We start from the raw sequence: 19957 nt of genomic DNA, 5'->3' as shown, positions 1-19957 counted from the left end.
CCTTGCATTTATATGATTCGTATACGATATGTATACAAATCATATAGGAGCTCGTCATGGGTATTGTCAAAATCTCAGATAATCTGCACGAGGAAATCAGAAAAGCGAGCACCGTCATGTCTCGCTCGATCAACGCGCAGGCAGAGTTCTGGATCAAAATGGGTATGTTGGCAGAACTCAACCCAACCCTCTCCTACACTGAGTTGGTGCAGGAGCAGATGAGAGCTTGCAAAGTAACGATGCCTGAGGTGATCAGCACATGAGTGCGATTGTCCTTAAAAATGCCGATGAAATCGTGCTGATGCGGCAATCCGGTAAGCTTCTGGCTCAGGTGTTTGAGATGCTTGAAGATGTTGTGAAACCGGGCGTTTCGACTCTGGAAATCAACGACCGCGCTGAAGAGTACATCGTCAGTGAGTTGAAATCCCGTCCTGCCAGTAAAGGCCAGTATGGGTTTAAGTTCGCCCTCAATACCTCGGTTAATGAAGTGGTCTGCCATGGTATTCCTGACCAGACACGGAAGCTGAACTCTACTGATATTATCAATGTTGATATCACGCTGGAAAAGGATGGCTTCATTGCCGATTCCAGCACCACCTTTGTGCTCCCCAATGCATCCCGCGCGGCCCAAAAGCTCGTAAAAACAACCTACAAAGCCATGTGGGCTGGCATAAAACAGGTGCGCCCCGGTGCGCGGCTGGGAGATGTGGGCGCGGCGATCCAGCAGGTGGCAGAGACCGCCGGATACTCCATCGTCAAAGATTATTGCGGGCATGGCATTGGCCGTGATATGCACGAAGGCCCCTCGGTGATGCACTTCGGCAAAAAGGGCACAGGCATTCTGCTGAAGGAAGGCATGACCTTCACCATTGAGCCCATGGTAAATGCGGGAACAGAGCTAACCGTCACCAAAGAAGATGGCTGGACGGTGGAAACACTGGACAGAAAACTCTCCGCCCAGTGGGAACATACAGTGCTGGTCACCAGCGATGGCTATGAGGTTCTAACCCTGCGCCCCGATGAACGAATTCCGGGGTAAGATCAGCTGGTGATCCGATGATAATGGCGAGGGTGGACCCCTGCCATTTGTGGTGGCTCTTAGTGCCTATAACGTTCCTCGGCTTCATAGTATTTGTCGAAACCGACGGCTTTTTGCAGGTCTTCAAAGCTCATCGCAGGGTTTGGGAAGATGCCGTTTTTCATCTGTGTGAGCGCATCTTGTTGGGCTTTGATCATCGCCATCAGGCCAGTAAACGGGTAGGTGGAGATGGCGTAGCCCAGCTCTTGCAACTCAGCGGGTTGGAGGAATGGCGTTAGGCCGCCTTCCAGCATGTTCGCCATCTTTGGACCTTCCACCTCGTCACAAATACGCTTCATCTCGTCCAAGGTGCGCGGTGCTTCCACAAAAGTCATGTCTGCCCCAATTTCACGGAACATCTTTGCCCGTTCAATGGCTTCGTCCAGACCGTGCTCAGCCCGAGCATCTGTGCGCGCCAGAATGAGGATGTCAGCGCCTTCATTCTTTGCATCAACCGCTGCCCGTATGCGCATGAACGCTTCATTACGGTCAACCACATGTTTGCCCTTGGTGTGGCCGCAGCGTTTGGGTGCCAGTTGATCCTCAATCATCACGCAGGCTACGCCCGCATTTGCGTAACCTTTGACGGTGCGTTTTACGTTGAGCGCATTGCCGTAGCCCGTATCTCCATCGCCAATTACTGGAATGGATGTGGCACCTGCGATGGTGCGGGCTTGGTCCACCATCTCAGCGTAGGAGATGAGGCCAGCATCAGGTTGGCCCAGACGGGCAGCTGAGACGCCAAAGCCGCTCATGAAGGCGAGCGGGAATCCGGCTTGCTCTATGAGGCTGGCGGAAAGTGCATCCCAGCAGCACGGTGTTACATTGAGTTTGCCGCTCTCAAACAGAGTTTTCAGCACGTGGGCTTTCGACATTGTCTTGCTCTCAATCTATGTGTTGTATGGGATATACAGGGCAAGCCCTTGCCAATAGTAAAGCAGCGCTGCTGTTGCCAGCATCATGAGCGCAAACGGCCATGCGCCTTTGGCAACCTCGGAGAGCTTTGCTCCGCCAACTGCTTGAATAATAAACAGGTTCATCCCCACCGGCGGCGTGATCAATGCAGTCTCAATCAAGACCACAAAAAAGATACCGAACCAGATCGGATCAATACCCATTCCACTAAGCGCTGGGAACAGCACAGGCACCATAATCAGCAACATGCTGAGAGATTCAAGGAAGAAACCAACAATCAGCAATACCAAACCAACCGCCAGAATGAAGATAGTTGGGTCTGAGATGTTGGAGGTCAGCATCGTAGAGACATCTTGCGGCAGTCTGTACAGCGTGATCGCGTAGGAAAACACCTTGGCCCCGGCAATGATGAGGAACACCATTGTGGTGGTCTTCATGGATTTGTAGGTGGCCTCTTTCAGACCTTGCCAGTTCATACGGCCCATGGCGATGGTGATCACCAAAGACATGACAAAGCCAATGCCAGCACTCTCGGAAGGCGTTGCAATGCCTGCATAAATGGAACCGATGATGGAGCCAGCCAGCAGCACTGTCGGTAAAGCCATGAAGGTGGCGCGTTTGCGTTCTGCCCATGTTGCTTTGGCAATGCGCTCATATTTGCCGCTGAAGCGGGAATAAAGCATACCGTAGACGATGAACACACTGGCGAGGAACAGGCCCGGCCCAATCCCTGCAAGGAACAGTTTAGGGATCGAGCTTTCCGTCACGATGCCATACAGGATGAGCGGAATGGACGGCGGAATAAGAATGCCAAGCGTTCCGCCAGCTGCCAGCATACCCAGCACGAACGGACGATCATAACCGCGAGATGTCATCTCGGGGATCGCGACAGTTGCGATGGTGGCCGCTGTGGCGACTGAGGACCCGGACACTGCAGAAAACAAACCACAAGACAGGATGGTGGCAACGCCAAGACCGCCCGGCCAATGGCCAACCCAGCTTTGCACCGCAGCGAACAGATCTTTGCCAACACCGCCCTTCAGCAACACATTGGACATGAGCAAAAACATAGGCACGGCCAGCAACTCAAAGCTGTCCATGGAGCCGTAAAGACGTTGTGGCACAGCGTTCAGTGGCAGCGGGAAATACCAGAGCAGAAAGACGCCGAGTGAGCCAAGCGCAAACGCCACAGGCACGCGAAAGACAAGCAGCAGCAGCAGGGCAGCGAGAATAATAAATGCGGTCATCAAAAGCCCCTAAATCTCATGTTGCAAGGTGTCATCTGCCGGCACTCCAACCGTCCAGATTTTCACCGCCTCGGCAATGGCTTGAAGGCCCAGCAAACTGAAGCCAACCCAAACGGAGGCGTGGGTGAACCATTTGGGCAAAGCGAGGTACGTATCGGTTGTGTGTCCGCGCAGGGTAGACTTGAGCCACAGGCCATAGCCGTACCAAACGGCAGTCAGGCAGAAGAGTGCAATCACACAAATAGCAAAGGTTTCAACGACTTTGCGGATTGTCGTGTCCGTCCGGCGGAAGGCAACGTCAATGACGATCATCTCACGGTGTTTAAGAGCGAAGGCACCTGCCAAATAGGCGGCCCATACTTGTCCGATACGGGAAACCTCATCCACCCAAATGGTTGGGCTGTTGAAGACGTAACGAGAAATGACTTCGTAAGTGATGAAGAAGCCAATGGCGAAAAACACCCAGGCAGCAACCTTACCGGTGAATTCGGAAATACTATCAATGAGTTTGATCACGGCTGAGCACCAGATGTGTTTGCCGGAGACGATAACTGCACACATTGATGGGTTCATATGGTGTGCAGTCCTCTCCTTTTATAAAGGAGACCCCGAAGGATGTTAGGAATGGAAAAGGAGCCAGGTGGCTCCCTCTCATTTTTAACAAGGCCAATTTTTGGGCGAGGACGGGCAGACGAGTGGCTTGCCTGAGTGCCCTTACATGTTGTTGGCAGCTTCAACAGCCTTTGCACCAACAGGGCCAGCAGCCTCAACAAAGCGGTCCTGAACAGAAGCGGTTGCCTCTACCCATTTTGCACGCTCTTCAGCGCTCAAACGGACAACGTTGATTTTGTCGGAAACGCTTTCAACCAAAGCGTCTTCACCGGCATAAACTTCATCACGCAGTTGCTTTTCAACCAGTGCAGCAGCGTCCAGAATGATCTTCTGGTTTTCGGCAGAAAGGCCCTCGAAGAACTCGTTGTTGATGACTGCAACAAACTCAATGGCAAAATCATATGAGAGCGTCATGTTTTCCATGACTTCATAAAGCTTACGGCTGCTTACGCCGGATGTACCAGTCATGCCAACATCAACCGCGCCCTGCTGATAAGCAAGGAACTGCTTGGAGCCAGACATAAGCGTTGGTGCGCCGCCAAGGGCTTCAACCGTCCAACCCAAAACCTTACCGTAGGTCCGAACCTTCTGACCCTTGAGGTCATCCGGGGTTTTGATTGGATCACCGTTGTTGAGGTAGATGTTACGGCCATAAGCCTGCCACCACAAAACGCGTGCGCCAGTTTCTTCCAAGACGGCTGCATCGAGGATCTCACGCATTGGAGACCCGTTGCTTGCAGCAGCGCGCAGGTGGTCTTCATCACGGAAGAAGAAAGGCAGGTTGACGATTTCAACGGCTGGTACGGAACCTGCAAAACGGCCAAGGAAGGCTGAACCGGCTTCAATCGCGCCAGAACCAACAGCCTCAGGAACTTCTTTATCCTTAAAGAGCTGAGCAGACGGGAACAGCTGCAAAGACAGTTCGCCATTGGACTTTGCTTCAATGATGTCTTTGAAGGCGTTCCAGTTTTTGCCGAGGCTATGCGTTTCAGGCAACTGAAGAGTAACGCGGATAGTCTCCGTCGCCATTGCAGATGCACAAGATAATGTCAGGGCTGCAGCGCCCATCATGGAAATAAGTTTGGTTCTCATCGGTTTCCCTCTCCAAAACAAATGATCAGAAATACGTGGTATATTAGCTGTCATTTTTTCTTGAAGAAGTACAGGTCGTTATTAGTGAGAAAACGTAAGTATATTGTCTAGATCGCTCAATTTCCGATAAGGCATGTGGGTTGGGTCCAGCATTACGCCTCGCAACTTGACAAGTGCTTTCGTTGGGTTGAGCAACGAGTTGATTGCGGAGCTGACGTGTGGATGAGGCCTACCTGAAAATCGGGGGAAAGTGGTTCTATCTTTATCGCGCAGTGGCAGTGGCGGTGGATGAGGAAGGCAGAACTATCGATTTTTGCCTACCGCCGAGCCGAAATGCTAAAGCGCCTACAAAATTTCTGAGTTAAAGCGTGAGGGTAAAATGTATCTGGTTGACCGGGCCTTTGAGCCGGGTAACGGTGTGATTGCCGTCGCTGTTGGGCTAGTGTTAACTGTTAGAGTATTGTTTGTTAGGTCGCTATCAACATAGTAGCTAGATGCTTATGGGTCTTCTCTGATTAATTGACCCGCCTGCAACAACGCTTGCTGTTTGTACTGTTGATGTGGCGTCAGAAGTTTGCAATGAAGCGCGCATTTGCACCATGATCCTGCACATCGTGGGAAATGAGCCCGTAGTAATTCAGGTCAAGGCGCATGTTCTCGGTTATTTGAGATTCAAGACCAACTCCAGCAGTGCTACATTTTGCGCAATTGGCACGCTGGCGATCATAAACGGATTGCCGCTGTCAACAAATTCCTGAGTGAAGTCTAGGGTATCTTCATTGCTGTATTGCCACGCCGTCAAGCCAACGAGTGACAGCCTATCATAAACATAAGAGGATAAATCCCAAGCACCGCGCGCACCCAGCGTTACAAATGTGAGGCTATCACTTTGATCGCCCGCTCTGAGCCAGCAAGACCTCCGGTTTCATTAAACCTACGGCTTGAAAGGTATACGTAGGAGATGCCCACAAACGGTTCAATGCTAGCGCTATCCAATTCTACATTGGAACCTAGTTCACCAAACACCTGCACACTGCTGGCAAACTGATCAGACACCAGCTGCCCTGCGCCAATCAAGTTAACCTCACGGTTGGTGGAAATGTTATGCTAGGAGCCAGTTACCCCACCTAGCAGAGCCGCGGGGGCAAAGCCTTCCAAACTCATGTATCGCCAAAGGTGAAGTTATCGCTATCTGCGTCTGAAGCAACCGCGCCCACATCGAACGTTGAGCGACCGAACCCGGCGACAGCACCAAAGCGAACCAAATCATTGGCAAGTGCATCAACACCAACCACAAGCCCGCCAACGTTACGGTCTGTTGTATGAGCGTTGTCATCGCTGGAGAACTGAGCCCAACTGCCGTAGACCTGACCCCACATTTCGTAGGCACCGACCGTCTTTGTTGCTTGGCTGTCATTCATCTCAGGCTCTTGGAATGCACGGTGTGCGGTATAAAGCCTATCGTTTACTGCCTGACGTACAAAACGGCTATCCGCCAGGATGATAGCGTGGCTGGAGGTGTTAATCTTCCCATCCAACGGCTCAAGCAAGGCAGCGACCTGCACAGCTGACATTGGAGCAAGAGCACCGAAGAGTTCACCGGCTTCATTTAAAGAATCCAGCGCCTGCAACCGCACCTTCGTTTGGTGTGTCAGCGACACCGCCAAACCTGTTGGCGTTGCGTACAAAGGAGAGCCCCACCACTGGCGTTACAGTATCAATATTAACTACTGCATCCAGGAAATACATATCGTCCGTGATACTGGCGAAGGTTCCAATAAGGGTTGCCCCAGCGCCCAAATTGATAATATCCACTATGGTTGCTGTATTGATGATATCTGGTCCAGCAACTTCCACTAGTTTCAGGTTGATGCCTGTGAGATCAACAATGCCACCAGCAGAAACAATGATCTGGTCACTGCTGATAATACCAGGGTTGTTGGCATCGTAACCGATTTCCATGTTTAGTGTACTTGTGGTGCCCGCATTAAGCCCACCAACTGTTGTCGTGCCGAATGACGCATCTGGGGAGAACGTACCGCCGTTCAAGATTGCTGTGCCATCAATCGTCCCACGGCAACCCAATGTGCCGCCAGAGTTCACTTCAACATCGCCTGTAAGTACAGATAGGTCTGTTGGTGATCCGCCTAGAAGAAACGTCCCGCCATCCACACCTACGTCGGCAAGTCCTTTGGTACCACCAGCAAAAATCAGTGTTCCATCACCTGTTTTTTTAAGGTCTGTATTAACGGAAGGCGAGGCATCCCCTGTCCATGTTAAGGTGGTGCCTGAATTGACGATAGAAAACTCGTTATCGCCAGTGCCGAACCGGAGGCGTGTGGTGGAGAGCACCACGTCTTCAGTGCCAGTGTAGATCAATGTGCCGCCAACAAATTCGACCCCATGGGTGCCTATCTGTGAATCTGAGAAGAAAGGCTCAGGGATGGCCCATTAACATTAATAGGCCCGTTATACGCGGAGTTGTCGCCAAGCAGATTGATTTGACCGTTACTACTAAACGAAAGGAGGTTTACGTCAGTGAAAGCTGCCTTCAAATTAATGAGACTATCGGGGTGTAAAGCCGTAAGGTCGCCTGATGTACCAGAAAACAACAGATTAGACAGCGTGATCGTGTCACTTCCTTTGTAAGCTAATAGGCTGTCTTCCAAGTTTATTGTTTTCTGCCAATATTTTCACTGGCAGAAAACAATAGGGTGTTGCTGATTGGGTTGATATCACCACTCTAAGTAGAGTTATCTCCGGATGAATCTACTTATTTGCCGGACCCAGTTGTGTTTAAATTGGTGGGGCCGGTCAGGTCATCAGAAATGGTAACGCTACCCGATGGGTCTTCGACATCAATCGTGGAAGATGTTCCTGTCAAAGCAAAGTTATCCAACGCCAGGTCGCCTGAAGGCACCACTATCAAAGTACTGTCGTTAAGCGTAAGTTTCCGAATACTCAAGCTATCGTGTTCGCTGAGCTCCAATGTCGATGAAACCACGGTTATATCACCGGACCAGCCGGAGTTGTTTCCGGTTAACTCGGTCGTGCTATCCCCTTGAATGGTTAAACCCGCAGCGCCTGCTAAATCTGTACTGATTTCGAATTTGCTGCTGGAATCTTGAATCGAAAATACGCTGGCGTTCTCTCCTAGGACAGCTTCTCCTGAAGCACTATCCTCGTTGAACGCGGTATAGATTAGAATTCCGCCGTTAAGTGTTGTTGTGCTGGTTCCAAGATTACTTAGATCATCAAACTGAATTTCATCTTCATCAATACTAAGGCCACCAGTCCACGTATTGATGGCGGTGAGAATGAGTGTGCCTGTTTTCGTGAGAAGACCACTATTCGATATGATGCCATCTATAGTCAGTATCCTCTCTTCAACAATACGAATAGAGCCGTCACTCTCCAACTGAATGGAATTGTTGAGAGTTGCGTCTGACTCAGATGAAAATACCAGACCACCTCCACCAAAATAAAGGGTGCCTGCACCAAATTAAACAGCGCCTGCATTTAGTCGAAGACCGTCGTCAAAACTGTTTGTGCCTCCAAGTACCAATGTACCTGCACCCGTTTTATTAAAAGAACTCGACGAATTCACAGCTATATCGCCAAATGTAGTCAGGCTGCGATCCGCCGCAATAAGGAAATTGGTATCACCTTTAAAAGTAATCGCATTTGAAATCGACGCGTCTTTGGTGCCAATAAAGCTTAAGTGCCAGGAATCAAGGTTGATAGACCCGCCGCCTAGAGCATCACCATTTGTAAATTCAAGTGTAGTGCCGCCAGTAAGCTCAATATCCCCGTTTAAATTAATGATCGTTCAACTCAGAACCAACGTACCTCCGACCAGAGCGCGTAAACTTCCTTGATTGTTGATGGTGCCTGAAAGAATAAGTTTCCTCCCAGAGACCCCAGAGAGGGTGTTAAAAACGGCGTAGCCATGTTTTTGGATGAAGATATCACCGCCGATCGCGATGTCGTCAATTGTGGCATCATCAGAAACGACGACTTCCTCGCCAAAGAAAACCAAGTCAGCTTCACCTGTGCTTTCTGTAGAATCTATGGTGAGTTGCGCATTTTCTTTAACGGTTATGGGACCGCTGAATTTACTATTATCCTCATCGAGTATCGCATGACCATCTTCAAAAAGAATGTCACCAGCGCCTTCGCTTTGAGAGACAATTGGTGCGAGCATTGACAGGTTGGTATAGTAGTCATGATTGATAACAATCTGACTTCCCTCGAACACATTTATGGTACCGGCGATAAGCCCGCCTGGGTTCTCACTTGGGGTATCTGATACCGCGCGAATGTTAATAGTACCGACGTAACTGAGATCAACAAGGCCACAGTTTGTTGCAGTATGCGTTCCCGCGAACCCGTTCTTACCGATTGAGAACGGCACGCCATTTTGCACATACATCGTTGCATCGGTAATAGTTATGGTTCCTTCGGCGCCATAACCGACGGTCGCAAATACGCTCACGGCAACTGACGCACCCTCTGAAATATACAAAATGCCGGATAATCTATCGGCACCAACGATAAGGCCCTCAGATGCATCAAAACCTTCTGTGTCTAGCGTAACTGATACGCCTCCTGTTACGACTTCTTGCGCCGTAGTAAAGGAAGAAAGGCCCCTGATTGAGAGTACCAAAACGACAGTTGCTAGTGAGATAGAGTTTACGCGTCTTTTGGACCTGCGAGCAGGTGAAAATGCACTTATTGATTACCCCGGGTGCGCAAATGAAGGGGTGCGCTTATTCTTCTCTTGATGTACTTCAGCTCGACCAGCAATTCGTGCGCAAACGAGGCGACGAGTTAACATATCAGTTGCGATAAACAGAAATAAATACCCCGGTAAAACTACGTTAATTTAGTACTCAGTCCTGCAACTAGCCCGCAACCTGACGTCAATTCAACAGAGTAAATTGGGCACAAAAATTAAAAAGGAAACCACACATTCGCACCGCATAGACAAGTAGCAGTAGAAACATCAGGGCGAGTGTCCCACATTCATTTTGATCGTTGTATTCTGTCTCGGTGCTGGCAAAAATATGCAACAACATGTTTTCAGTAATTGCAGAGCTTCTGATGTCCTAATATTTAATAAATCAATCCAATCTGCCCGCAAGGTGTTTAGGGTGATTTATGTAAGGCAGTGCTATTTGACTTTTCGGTAGGTTGAGCGGGTGAACTCGCTGATCGAACAACTGGACTGGTTGGTCAGGCGGCCACCGTTGATGCGCGTCATGTTGCAGATTATGTGGGTTCTCTTCTTCAAGAGGTCAGCAAGCCATATAAGTGGATGACTTGCTGTTCCCTGTTGTGCAGGCTGAGTTGTACCAATTTCCTCTGCTGCAATCGGTTTGGCGAGATGCAAGCCTCCGCCGACCAGATCAACGAGCGCAAAGAGCAGTAGAATTGGGTGGAGGGTTAATGAAAACGACCAAAGCATGGAAGCAGCGAAGAAAATTCGCAGGATACCTTCATACCTGCCGATTGAAAATGGCATATTGCGCCAGCGCCAGATGGCCCACCCTGTGCCGAGCACGCCCAACATTTGCCCAAACAAAAGTTGGACAGGCAAAACCGTAGGCCACGTGTTGCCCCCAAGCGCGATATTCACGGTACTCAGCGTTTCGATATGGGCTGCGTTGATGAATGGAATGGCGAAAAGTGTGAGGGCAAAACCTCTGCAACAGTAATTCGCTTTGTTATTTGGAAATATGAGGATCAAACTCTGAAATGGGATGAGTTTGCAGCAATTATTGTTGGAAGGACCTATTCCAAAAACGGCAAGGTTCATCGCAGTCGACCTAGCCAATTTATATAGCATTACCAGCGGTTATCAGCAGCTCCGTTGTCTTTCTTGTGGGTTAGGTGCCTTATGTTCTCTTAATCAATACGTCCAACAAATCTATTCTGTCGACTGTCTTGCGAACGCAAAAATAGAGACGAGAGGCGAAAATGAAGCCGAGCGCTAACTCAAAAGCACTGAGTGAAATCCAGATGTACTGTAGAGCGCCTTCTTCTAGCGAAAAATTTAGAACAATGACGTAGGCTGCAGGAACGCTGCCGAACCACATGGTTACGATGCGAACCCAAAATACAAACGTATTTTGATGAAAGCTCTGCAACATGCCGCTGGAAATGAAGGAGAGCGCAAAGGCTACGGCATAAAACCAGATCAAGGACGTGACTGATATAGAAAGTTCATAAACATCAATGCCATAATTGCGAATTGAAAAGAGCGTGGTGATCTCCTCATCAAACGTTTGTAGCATGACTGTGACAAAAGCGACGTAGGTGAGCGCTATCATAAGAGAGGCACTGGCAATTTTTCCGATACGATCAAACTGGGCTTTGCCAACTGCTTGAGAGGCTAATATGGTTGCACCATTTGCAATGCCGATGACAGGAATGATGCCGATATAGTTCAGGATAACGTTGAAGTTGTTGGCGGCAAGGGCAACAGTGCCGATGATGGAAGCTGCCCAAAGGATTGCGGTGTTACCAATCTCATCAGCGCTGTCATGTGCACCAAGCGGCAGGCCGCGTTTGAAGAGTACTAAAACCTGAAGAGGTCCGCGTGATATGTGGGTAAGGCTTTTCAATTCCTCAATGACTGCAACTCGTAAAGCCAGTGGCGTTTTGGGTAGGTACACCAACAGCACGGCAAATGAGCCTAGGACTGTTCCGATGGCAGAACCAGCCATGCCCAACTCCGGAAATCCGTAGAGTCCGAACACCAGCAGGTACGTCATAGGCATGGAAACCAGTTGTCCCACCAGGCTGGCTTTGAAAATGAGTCGGGTGTTGCCGATAGCGCCGAAATAACAACTTGCTGCTCCGTCCAGAATCATGATGGACCCGAACAACATGGCCCAACTCAGGTAAATGTTCTCCAGGACGACAATCTCTTCGGGACGTGCGCTGAACTGAGACAGGTTCATAAGCAATGGAAGGGTTAGATTGAGCCCCAACACGCAAAGGAGCGCGACAACAAAAAGGCGCCCCCCGAGTTTGCTGGCAGCCTCGGCTCCATCGCGTGCATTAATTTCAGCAACGGCTGAGCGGCCAATCTGTGTGATGCCGGAGAAGAAAGATATAGCGGACATGCCCATGAAGACAGCAGGTCCGGATGCGGTGAGGGTCTGCTCCGAATAAGCAGCAAGACACAATCTATCCACGATCATCATCAGGGTACGGCCAGACATGGCCAACATTAGGGGACCTGATACGCGAATGACATTCGTCAGTTCATGACGAAACAAAAGAAACCTGAGCAAGCATTGAAACGATCCTGCGGAAATGAAACTTCTATAAACTTGGGGTAGTATAACTAACTATTATAGATTGCGCATTATGAGCATTGCACGCATGTAATTAATGCGAGGTCGGTGTTGCAAGAGTATCACGAAAACTGGATAACGCTGCGTTTCGACCTCTCAAGTTAGTCTCGAGAGGTCTTGACCCATCCCCATGTAAAGAAAAGCTCCATCAACCATCAACCATCAACCATCAACCATCAACTGCAGAAGCTTTCGCGGTTTTTTCGTCTATGGGTTCGCCAAAATAGGCGTGGTACATAAACATGATGATGGAGAAGATCCCCCATGAGAAGACAATGTCTCCCGGTACGCGTGCCCACACCAGTGCCGTCATAAGTGGACCGTGGATCGTTTCAGGGGCTCGTGCAAGCCAATAGCTTTCTGTAAAGCTGATATAAGCCTGATAGAGGCCTTGAGGAATTAGAGAAAGTCCCAGCATCATAGCCAAACCGATGTTAAGGCCCCAAAACGCATGCTTTAACCACTTATCGCTCCATCTGTCGTCCGCAATAAGTGATCTCAGACAGAATAGCATCAGGCCGACACCTAACAACCCATAGACACCGAACATGGCAGCATGCCCGTGTGCGGCTGTAGAATTGAGGCCTTGCATGTAATAAAGCGCGAGTGGCGGGTTGATGAGAAAGCCGAGAAGTCCTGCTCCAACAAGGTTCCAAAACAACACAGATGCAAAGAAGTTAAGCGGCCATTTGTAATGCCCAATCCATGACGTATTTTGCTCCAGCTTATGCGTTTGGTACGCCTCAAACCCAACGACGAGTAGTGGTACAACTTCCAGCGCAGAAAAGACTGCGCCCAAGGCCAACACCCCAATCGGTGTGCCACTCCAGTACAAATGGTGGAAGGTACCCAGTACTCCGCCTGCCATGAAGATGATTGTAGCGAAGATCACCGCAACGGCTGCCGTAGACCCACGCAGGATTTGCAGGTTGACAAAAATCAACGCGATAATTGCAGTGGCGAAAACTTCAAAAACGCCTTCTACCCAAAGGTGGACCACCCACCATCGCCAGTATTCCATGATGCTGATGTGAGTATTTTCGCCCCAGAACAAGCCCGCCCCGTAAAGCAGGCCAATTGCCACGGCTGAAAGGAGTGTAAGCGCGATGAGACTGCGATTGTGACCACCTTCGAGGGCCGGGTACAATCCACGTATGACCAATATCGTCCAGAGCAGTAGACCGATAAAGAGAAAAATCTGCCAGAAACGGCCCAAATCCACATACTCATAACCCTGGTGGCCAAACCAGAAGTTCATAGTGCGTGAGAAGAACTGATTGACTCCAAGCCATTCGCCAGCGAATGAACCAACCACAATGATGATGAGACAGGTCCAGAGAAAATTGACGCCGAATGTTTGAAAGGCAGGATCTTTCCCCGAAAGCAGCGGCGCCATAAACAGCCCCGTCCCCAACCATGCGGTTGCGATCCAGAAAACGGCTAATTGTGTGTGCCATGTGCGGGAAATTGAATAAGGCAGAATGTCCGCCAGCGGGATACCATAGAGATCTTGGCCTTCAACAGCATAATGTGCTGTGAGAATGCCAAGCGCCACTTGCGCTGTCATCAACGCAACGACCACCCAGAAATACTTGGCGGTGGCACGCATAGAGGATGTGATGTGGGCGTTGACCAGCGGATTGCTTTTAGCTGGTCCACCTTCCGGAACTATCTGTTCTCGCCACAAGTCATACTGACGTACATAATAAAAGCACAACGTGCCCGCACACCCCAGCAACAGCATGATGCTGATGATCGTCCAGATGAACGAGGCGCCTGTGGGCTTATTGTTGACCAATGGTTCATGCGGCCAGTTGCTTGTATAGGAAATGGTGTCGTTCGGCCGGTTGGTAACGGTGCTCCAGGATGTCCAGAAGAAGAAAGCTGAGAGCTTGTGCGCTTTTTCTGGCGATATCAGTATGTTGGGAGGAAACGCATAGTCATCGCGTAGGTTCTGGCCCTCGATGTTATCGTAGGTTGAAAAAAGTTGAGTAAAATGTTGCTCCACCCGTGCCACAGCACTGGCACGTTCATTGGAGATCGTGGTTGTCTCGTTGCCGGGATTGTAGCGATTTTGCCTCATCTCCTCTGCAACAAGAACCTGGAGAAACGCTTTCTGCTCCTCACTTGGCGGTGCGTAGGCTGCGCCTAACCGTGCTCGGTGGTACGTATCCCGGAGGGCTAGAGCTTCCCGGTGCAGCCAGTCGGTTGACCAATCCGGCGCAACATAACTGCCATGACCCCAGATGCTACCTTGTTGCATGCCGCCAAGGGATTGCCAGACATTCTGGCCTTCCTCAATTTCCTCACGGGTGTAGATCACGTCGCCATCATCAGAGACAACCATACTGGGGATCGGGGGTTTGAGATGGTAAATCTCTGCGCCAAAATAAAGCAGCACGGCAAAGCTGAGAAACATGCCGACACCCAGCAAAATCCAAAGCCGTTTGATCGAAAAGGTTACATCATAGTCCTTGTCAAACATAATGGCGCTGCTCCGGGCCTTTGAGGAAACACTTAGCTTGGAATTCCAATTGAGAGTATCAATCTGTATTCCAACGTGCCTCCCCAAATGTTGGGAGAGGAGATCTAGGTGCTTGCTGGCCGCAATGCGGGTTGTTCGCCGTGATCCTCATTGGTCAATCGGCTACGCAATAATTCGCCTTCCCCTTCCACAATAGGGTAGGCTACCGTGGTGAGAAGTGCATTCAAGTATTTGAGATCACTAATTGTTTCCAGATGAATGGAGCTTGTTGTGCGGCTGGACTGCCGGTTTTGTGTCAACCGGCGTAGGTGTGCTTCACGGCTTTTATATTCCAGTTCCCTGACAACAACTTTGCGAGCAACAAGATCCCGTGCGAGGGCAGGGTCACGCGTAATCAACACACGAAGCGAGATTTGCAAGTTTTGCAAAACAGCTGCATGCAGATCTTGGATTTCCCGCCAACCTTCCTTTGAGAATTCTTTATTCAAACCGGACATCTTCTCAGCCAGAACCAACAAATTCCGCTGTACCACATCACCCATCTGTTCAAGGCAAACACAGTAGTTCATTAGCTCGGTATATTTCTGGTAATCCACCTCACTCATGGAATGGGTGGTGACGTCTGTCAGGTATTCCTTGATAGATATGTGAAGATCATCAATTTCATCATCCATCTTCATCAAGCGTCGGGCTGTATGTGGGTCTTCCTCGCGGAAAACAACCATCACGCCGCGCAACATGGCCTCAACCTTCTCGCTCATATGCAGCATTTCGCGTGTGGCTGCACTAAAGGCGAGGTCGGGTGTTTGCAGTAACTTTCGGTCAAGCAAACTGAGGCGTTCCATCGCGAGGTCATCAGACTGCTCGCCGGCATGATCAGAAATTATCAACTTTGTCAGGCGAGCCACTATACTGATCGTTGGAATGCCAAGCAGTACGACTGCAAGGTTGAACCCACTGTGGAAGTTTGCAATGGCACGAGCCGGATCTGCCCCCAACATATCAGCAGATAAAAGGTCAAGCTTCATCAACAATAGGGCGATCAAAACACCTGCCACGCGGAAGATCATGTTGCCCACTGGAACGCGGCGTACATCTGCACTGTCATTCATGGTGAGAACCAGCGGAATAATACTTGAGCCTATGTTGGCACCGAGGACAAAGAGCAAGGCTCCTTCCAGCGGCAAAACACCAGTGCTTGCAAGTGTCATAATCATCAGCACAACGGCAACAGAGGAATGCAACAACCAAGTCAATGCAGCGGCGGTGATGATAGCAATAAACGGATCCCCAATTAACAGGTTAAGAATAACCGGAAGGGCACCGCTTTCACGTAATGGAGTTGAAGCCATGCTGATGAAAGAAAGCGCAATCAGCATTTGTCCAATGCCGATGATGATCCGCCCACTTTGGCGCATGGTGCGCGTGCTGCCGCGCGAAAACAAAGCACCGCCAACCACAAGACACACGGGCAGCAGCCAGCTGAGGTCTAAAGACAACACCTGTACCACCATGGTGGACCCAAGGTCCGCGCCAAGCATAATTGCGAGGCCTGCGGCCAGCGTAATTGTGCCTTTGCTGATGAACCCCCGAGCCAGAATGGCTGTCGCTGTCGCGCTTTGCAGAATAATTGAAACAAGCAAGCCAGTGGTGAAACTGGTGTAACGGTTTTTAGATGCCTGCTGCATCCAGCCCTGAAACTTCTGGCCAATCGCACGCTCTACCCCGGTCCGGATCATTCTGGTTGCCCAAAACAACAAGGAAATACCTGCGGCAAGGTATAGAAGTATTTCAAAACTGCTCATCAAGGTCTCCGGGTTATAATCTCGCGGTTATCTTGAGGAACTAAACTTAAACGCAGTTGTCGTGGTGTGCGGCAAGGGTTTTTAAGCTGGTTTTCCGGATCATCAAAAATTGCGTGGCATCTTTTGTTTCTGAGAGTGATCAGAATAACTTGATGACACACGTCGCAAATGTTTTGGGAGGCTCTGCGTACTCGTGAATTCAGTCCGGCGGCTATTATTAGCCACCTCAATTAATTGAAGAGTAACTTAAGACACTTATGCCGATAAGACAATATGATATACCCGATTATGGCGATAATTTTGCGCAATTTGTGCGGTTTTTGGACGCTGAAAGACAAGTAAGCATAGGTTGGGTGATGAAGAAATAAATTGAGCTAACTCATTGTATTCAAATGATAATTCGACGAGTAAAACGTTCCGAAAACTATTCGCCAAAATACGCACAAGGTGCGTTTTCCCCAGGCTGGGGCAAACCCGATTTAGGTGACATATCGCATGTTTTCCCTAAAATCGAAGGGACGTAACGCTACGTTTCTCACTTACCCTAGGGGCAAAATGTCGATAGACTTGCATGAGAATTGCCTCCTGGCTTGAGGAGAGCTGGTGATGAAAGACTTTGCAGGCAAAACAGTTGTGATAACGGGTGCCGGTTCTGGAATAGGCCGAGCATTTGCGATGAAATTCGCCGACCTCGGTGCGAAACTAGCACTCAACGATCACGATGTTGAGCGGCTGCGGGAAACGCATGAACTGGTCCATACCAAATACCCAAATTGTCAGATCTTCACTTGTGATTTTGATGTGGCAGATCGGTTGGAAATGCAGCGGTTTGCCATAGAAGTGCAAAGTTTGGTTGGTTCCGCTCATGTGGTGGTCAACAATGCAGGAATACGGGGCGCTGCCAAGCCGTTTTATGCAATGGCGCCAGATGATTTTCAGCGCACTATGAATGTAAATTTCAATGGAGTTGTAAACGGAACGCAAGCGTTTTTGCCGCAACTGATTAAGCAGAGCGAAGCTGCGCTGGTCAATATCTCCAGCATCTATGGCTTACTCGGCATCCCCAACAATTCAGACTACTGCGCGTCAAAATTTGCGATCCGTGGATTCACAGAGGCGTTGATGGTCGAGTTCTATAAAACACCCGTCGAGATTTACGGTGTTTATCCAGGTGGAGCAGCAACAAACATAGTCAATGGCGCGCAATATGAGGCTTACAAGGCGAAATATCTAACAACGCCGCCTGCCAAACTGGTGAATGTTATTGTTAAAGGTATGGCCAAGAAACAACCGAATATCAGTTATGGGAACAGCTCGCTGGCTATAAGACTTGCCGTAGCACTTCTACCGCGCCGGCTGTTGAATAGGCTGTTGTGGAGTGAAATGCAGCAGTTTATAGATCCTGAAGACTATGCGAAATTCAGATAATACAAAAGACCATTCAATAGTGGCAGTTTAAATAAATTGCCGATGCGATTAAGGTATTAAATTGAGTAATATTTGAGGTTGCAATGAATTTTCTTCAAACACTATTCCTGTGTATTTCCCTTATTGTTTTGACGGGCACAGATATTTTCGCAACCGAAGCCCCCACTGAACTGGAAGCTGGCGCTGTAGCAAAATGTGTGGAGGAGAATGGCGGCGGTTATCCCGCCATGATGTGCTACGGCGAGACTATGCAATCCTGCATTGGTGATAGCTACCAAAACAACCGCATGATCTATTGTGCGGTTCAAGAGTACATGGTGTGGGACCAGCGTTTAAATGCTGCCTATCAGGCAATTATGAAACTGGCGAGTTTTAACGTGAAATCCAGCCTGAAGTCCGCGCAACGCTCTTGGATTGAATTCCGTGATGAAACCTGTTCGGCAAATGCATTGATTTATGAGGGAGGGTCTCATGCCAGTCTGGCCATGTCAGTTTGCATGGGTGATCAGACAGCAGTCCGGAGTTTGCAGTTAGAGCAGTTTCTGGAAGAACTGGCTCCAAAGTAAAGTCTTTAAGCGCATATTATTATGTAAGTTGCGCGCAGTTCAGATGACTGGTGAACCTCCTCTATTCCATTACAGGGGCCAATATTGAGGAATAGCAGTACAGGCAAATGTAAGTAGGCTGATCGGATGCTTGTTTCTGAAGGTCTGTGCTGATGAAAAAAATTCTAGTTCATATCGGAGCTCATAAGACAGGTACAACTGCGCTTCAAAAACAGCTTTATGCCAAACATCCTGACCTATTTGATGACCGGACGAGTTTCAAAAACAGCGCATTCATGACGCTCTATGAGAACAGGTTGATTAAACCCAAAGCATCGCAACTGGCTGAACTGTTTCAGGAGGCTATTTATAGGAGAGGTACAGATACATATCGGTTGTCTCATGAACGCTTGATGGGAAAGCCATTTCACACTGGTAGTTTCTATCCATATTTAAAGCGGTATGTGCGTTTGGTTGAAGGGTTACAACGCACTGGCGTGGAGGTGGAGACACTTGTGACAGTTCAGGGGCGGACGGACTATCTGATTTCTTTGTTCTTGCACGGTTTGGCTTGGCGCGGAGCCCGGACTAACTTTCATGACTTTGCAAACAATACGGTGACGAGTTCGTTCGCTTGGCAAGCTGTGGCAGATCAGTTGAAAAATATCTCAGTTACTTACTTGCCCCAAGAGGCAATGGAGAACGATACTGCAGAATTCGTTGGGCATATAAACAAATTCTATGAACTGAAGTTGCTTGAACCTAACGATATTCGTGGGCAAGTTAATCTTGGACTGAATGATCTTGGCTTTGCGGTCATTCCTCAACTTTCCACGATTGAGGATAAAGGGCTCCGCAAGCAATTACTGGCTTGTGCGTTTGATTATTGCAAGAAAGGGGCTCGTGCAGAGGTCATGTCTAAGGACGTGGAAGATATTTACCGAAAGCATTTTAACGAAGGGGATATTGCGTTTGCAAAAACTAACTTTCCCGCTCCTTTTCGCGAAATCTATTCACAGAGCAAACCAATTGCGGAACAGTTCTGGTTCGCCTTTGCAAATGCTGATGCATAGATCCCTAAATACGCATTGAGCAAAAATGATGTTCGAAATTATTCAGTAATATGAGCTTCTTGCAAAACTCTTAGAATTGGTGAGGTTCGTTTGCTGCCAATACAGCTATAAGAAATAGAAGACGGCACGCATTGAATGCCAGCTGTGTAGGCTTTTTGCCCATTTCATAACGTCGACTTCACACCGATTTTACTGTACTGTCAACAACTTGCTGGCATAGTGTGCAAATTACTTAATTGCCCATGGAAACTGGAGCCTTTGTACTTCTGGAAGATCACTCCAGTTATTGTGCAGGTTTCCTAATTGCTTGAAA

18 protein-coding genes and 1 pseudogene are annotated in these 19957 nt (G+C 49.1%); 6 read left to right on the top strand and 13 right to left on the bottom strand.

Going from position 1 to position 19957, the window contains the following annotated elements:
• The first annotated feature begins 56 nt into the window (after positions 1 to 56).
• The gene (locus tag BLS62_RS02900) at positions 57 to 263 is read left to right on the top strand and encodes a ParD-like family protein (protein ID WP_093176687.1); all 207 of its coding nucleotides are present in this window, start codon (positions 57 to 59) and stop codon (positions 261 to 263) included.
• Positions 260 to 1039, top strand: coding sequence for a type I methionyl aminopeptidase (gene map / locus BLS62_RS02895; RefSeq protein ID WP_093176683.1), 780 nt, complete (start codon positions 260 to 262; stop codon positions 1037 to 1039). The genes BLS62_RS02900 and map overlap by 4 nt, the downstream gene beginning before the upstream one ends.
• Before the next feature lie 59 nt (positions 1040 to 1098).
• Here map and BLS62_RS02890 read toward each other — a convergent pair whose 3' ends face one another.
• The 4 genes from BLS62_RS02890 to dctP form a co-directional block, all read right to left on the bottom strand.
• On the bottom strand, positions 1099 to 1953 hold the full coding sequence (locus tag BLS62_RS02890) for an isocitrate lyase/PEP mutase family protein (RefSeq protein WP_093176680.1): 855 nt from the start codon (positions 1951 to 1953) through the stop codon (positions 1099 to 1101).
• A gap of 15 nt (positions 1954 to 1968) precedes the next feature.
• Positions 1969 to 3240, bottom strand: coding sequence for a TRAP transporter large permease (locus tag BLS62_RS02885; protein WP_093176677.1), 1272 nt, complete (start codon positions 3238 to 3240; stop codon positions 1969 to 1971).
• A 9-nt stretch (positions 3241 to 3249) separates the two neighbouring features.
• Positions 3250 to 3813, bottom strand: coding sequence for a TRAP transporter small permease (locus BLS62_RS02880; protein ID WP_208990654.1), 564 nt, complete (start codon positions 3811 to 3813; stop codon positions 3250 to 3252).
• Between the two features lie 141 nt (positions 3814 to 3954).
• Positions 3955 to 4944 carry a TRAP transporter substrate-binding protein gene (dctP, locus tag BLS62_RS02875; RefSeq protein WP_093176675.1) on the bottom strand — a complete coding sequence of 330 codons (990 nt, stop codon included), beginning with the start codon at positions 4942 to 4944 and terminating at the stop codon, positions 3955 to 3957.
• 209 nt (positions 4945 to 5153) lie between these two features.
• On the opposite strand from dctP, the pseudogene BLS62_RS02870 reads away from it, so the two are divergent.
• Positions 5154 to 5309 (top strand): annotated as a pseudogene (locus BLS62_RS02870) (DDE-type integrase/transposase/recombinase); the annotation flags it as partial.
• A gap of 502 nt (positions 5310 to 5811) precedes the next feature.
• On the opposite strand, the gene BLS62_RS32520 reads toward BLS62_RS02870, so the two are convergent.
• The 9 genes from BLS62_RS32520 to BLS62_RS02815 all read right to left on the bottom strand — a co-directional run bounded on the left by BLS62_RS32520 (position 5812) and on the right by BLS62_RS02815 (position 16598).
• Positions 5812 to 6045 carry an autotransporter domain-containing protein gene (locus BLS62_RS32520; RefSeq protein WP_093176671.1) on the bottom strand — a complete coding sequence of 78 codons (234 nt, stop codon included), beginning with the start codon at positions 6043 to 6045 and terminating at the stop codon, positions 5812 to 5814.
• Between the two features lie 59 nt (positions 6046 to 6104).
• A complete protein-coding gene (locus tag BLS62_RS32515; protein WP_093176669.1) occupies positions 6105 to 6575 on the bottom strand; it encodes an autotransporter outer membrane beta-barrel domain-containing protein in 471 nt (156 codons plus the stop codon).
• Positions 6550 to 7323, bottom strand: a complete 774-nt coding sequence (locus tag BLS62_RS02855) for a hypothetical protein (RefSeq protein WP_093176667.1) — start codon at positions 7321 to 7323, stop codon at positions 6550 to 6552. The genes BLS62_RS32515 and BLS62_RS02855 overlap by 26 nt, the downstream gene beginning before the upstream one ends.
• A gap of 394 nt (positions 7324 to 7717) precedes the next feature.
• Positions 7718 to 8362, bottom strand: a complete 645-nt coding sequence (locus tag BLS62_RS02845) for a hypothetical protein (protein ID WP_093176662.1) — start codon at positions 8360 to 8362, stop codon at positions 7718 to 7720.
• A gap of 411 nt (positions 8363 to 8773) precedes the next feature.
• Positions 8774 to 9439 carry a hypothetical protein gene (locus BLS62_RS02835; RefSeq protein ID WP_143521483.1) on the bottom strand — a complete coding sequence of 222 codons (666 nt, stop codon included), beginning with the start codon at positions 9437 to 9439 and terminating at the stop codon, positions 8774 to 8776.
• A 678-nt stretch (positions 9440 to 10117) separates the two neighbouring features.
• Positions 10118 to 10543: a hypothetical protein gene (locus BLS62_RS31575; RefSeq protein WP_208990653.1), complete on the bottom strand. Its 426-nt coding sequence runs from the start codon at positions 10541 to 10543 to the stop codon at positions 10118 to 10120.
• A gap of 298 nt (positions 10544 to 10841) precedes the next feature.
• Positions 10842 to 12245 carry an MATE family efflux transporter gene (locus BLS62_RS02825; RefSeq protein ID WP_208990652.1) on the bottom strand — a complete coding sequence of 468 codons (1404 nt, stop codon included), beginning with the start codon at positions 12243 to 12245 and terminating at the stop codon, positions 10842 to 10844.
• Positions 12246 to 12477: 232 nt separating this feature from the next.
• Complete coding sequence (locus BLS62_RS02820; protein ID WP_093176653.1) at positions 12478 to 14793, bottom strand: nitric-oxide reductase large subunit; 2316 nt, start codon at positions 14791 to 14793, stop codon at positions 12478 to 12480.
• A gap of 104 nt (positions 14794 to 14897) precedes the next feature.
• Positions 14898 to 16598 (bottom strand): Na/Pi cotransporter family protein, encoded by a 1701-nt coding sequence (locus BLS62_RS02815; RefSeq protein WP_093176651.1) that lies wholly within the window; start codon positions 16596 to 16598, stop codon positions 14898 to 14900.
• Between the two features lie 606 nt (positions 16599 to 17204).
• Here BLS62_RS02815 and BLS62_RS02810 point away from each other — a divergent pair.
• The 3 genes from BLS62_RS02810 (at position 17205) to BLS62_RS02800 (ending at position 19644) form a co-directional block, all read left to right on the top strand.
• On the top strand, positions 17205 to 18026 hold the full coding sequence (locus tag BLS62_RS02810; protein ID WP_093176649.1) for an SDR family NAD(P)-dependent oxidoreductase: 822 nt from the start codon (positions 17205 to 17207) through the stop codon (positions 18024 to 18026).
• A gap of 83 nt (positions 18027 to 18109) precedes the next feature.
• Positions 18110 to 18592: a lysozyme inhibitor LprI family protein gene (locus tag BLS62_RS02805; RefSeq protein ID WP_093176647.1), complete on the top strand. Its 483-nt coding sequence runs from the start codon at positions 18110 to 18112 to the stop codon at positions 18590 to 18592.
• A gap of 152 nt (positions 18593 to 18744) precedes the next feature.
• Entirely contained in the window at positions 18745 to 19644 is a 900-nt protein-coding gene (locus BLS62_RS02800; protein WP_093176645.1) for a hypothetical protein, read from the top strand.
• Positions 19645 to 19957: the final 313 nt, after the last annotated feature.

The sequence above is a fragment of the Pseudovibrio sp. Tun.PSC04-5.I4 genome (genome assembly GCF_900104145.1).
Lineage (GTDB): Bacteria > Pseudomonadota > Alphaproteobacteria > Rhizobiales > Stappiaceae > Pseudovibrio.
Note: the sequence above shows the minus strand (reverse complement) of the source record. Positions and strands in the feature narration are given on the sequence as shown.

Excerpts from the sequence above, each read along its gene's own strand:
- BLS62_RS02900 (WP_093176687.1), top strand. The coding sequence starts at position 57 with ATGGGTATTGTCAAAATCTCAGATAATCTGCACGAGGAAATCAGAAAA.
- map (WP_093176683.1), top strand. The coding sequence starts at position 260 with ATGAGTGCGATTGTCCTTAAAAATGCCGATGAAATCGTGCTGATGCGG.
- BLS62_RS02890 (WP_093176680.1), bottom strand. The coding sequence starts at position 1,953 with ATGTCGAAAGCCCACGTGCTGAAAACTCTGTTTGAGAGCGGCAAACTC.
- BLS62_RS02885 (WP_093176677.1), bottom strand. The coding sequence starts at position 3,240 with ATGACCGCATTTATTATTCTCGCTGCCCTGCTGCTGCTGCTTGTCTTT.
- BLS62_RS02880 (WP_208990654.1), bottom strand. The coding sequence starts at position 3,813 with ATGAACCCATCAATGTGTGCAGTTATCGTCTCCGGCAAACACATCTGG.
- dctP (WP_093176675.1), bottom strand. The coding sequence starts at position 4,944 with ATGAGAACCAAACTTATTTCCATGATGGGCGCTGCAGCCCTGACATTA.
- BLS62_RS02820 (WP_093176653.1), bottom strand. The coding sequence starts at position 14,793 with ATGTTTGACAAGGACTATGATGTAACCTTTTCGATCAAACGGCTTTGG.
- BLS62_RS02815 (WP_093176651.1), bottom strand. The coding sequence starts at position 16,598 with ATGAGCAGTTTTGAAATACTTCTATACCTTGCCGCAGGTATTTCCTTG.
- BLS62_RS02810 (WP_093176649.1), top strand. The coding sequence starts at position 17,205 with ATGAAAGACTTTGCAGGCAAAACAGTTGTGATAACGGGTGCCGGTTCT.
- BLS62_RS02805 (WP_093176647.1), top strand. The coding sequence starts at position 18,110 with ATGAATTTTCTTCAAACACTATTCCTGTGTATTTCCCTTATTGTTTTG.
- BLS62_RS02800 (WP_093176645.1), top strand. The coding sequence starts at position 18,745 with ATGAAAAAAATTCTAGTTCATATCGGAGCTCATAAGACAGGTACAACT.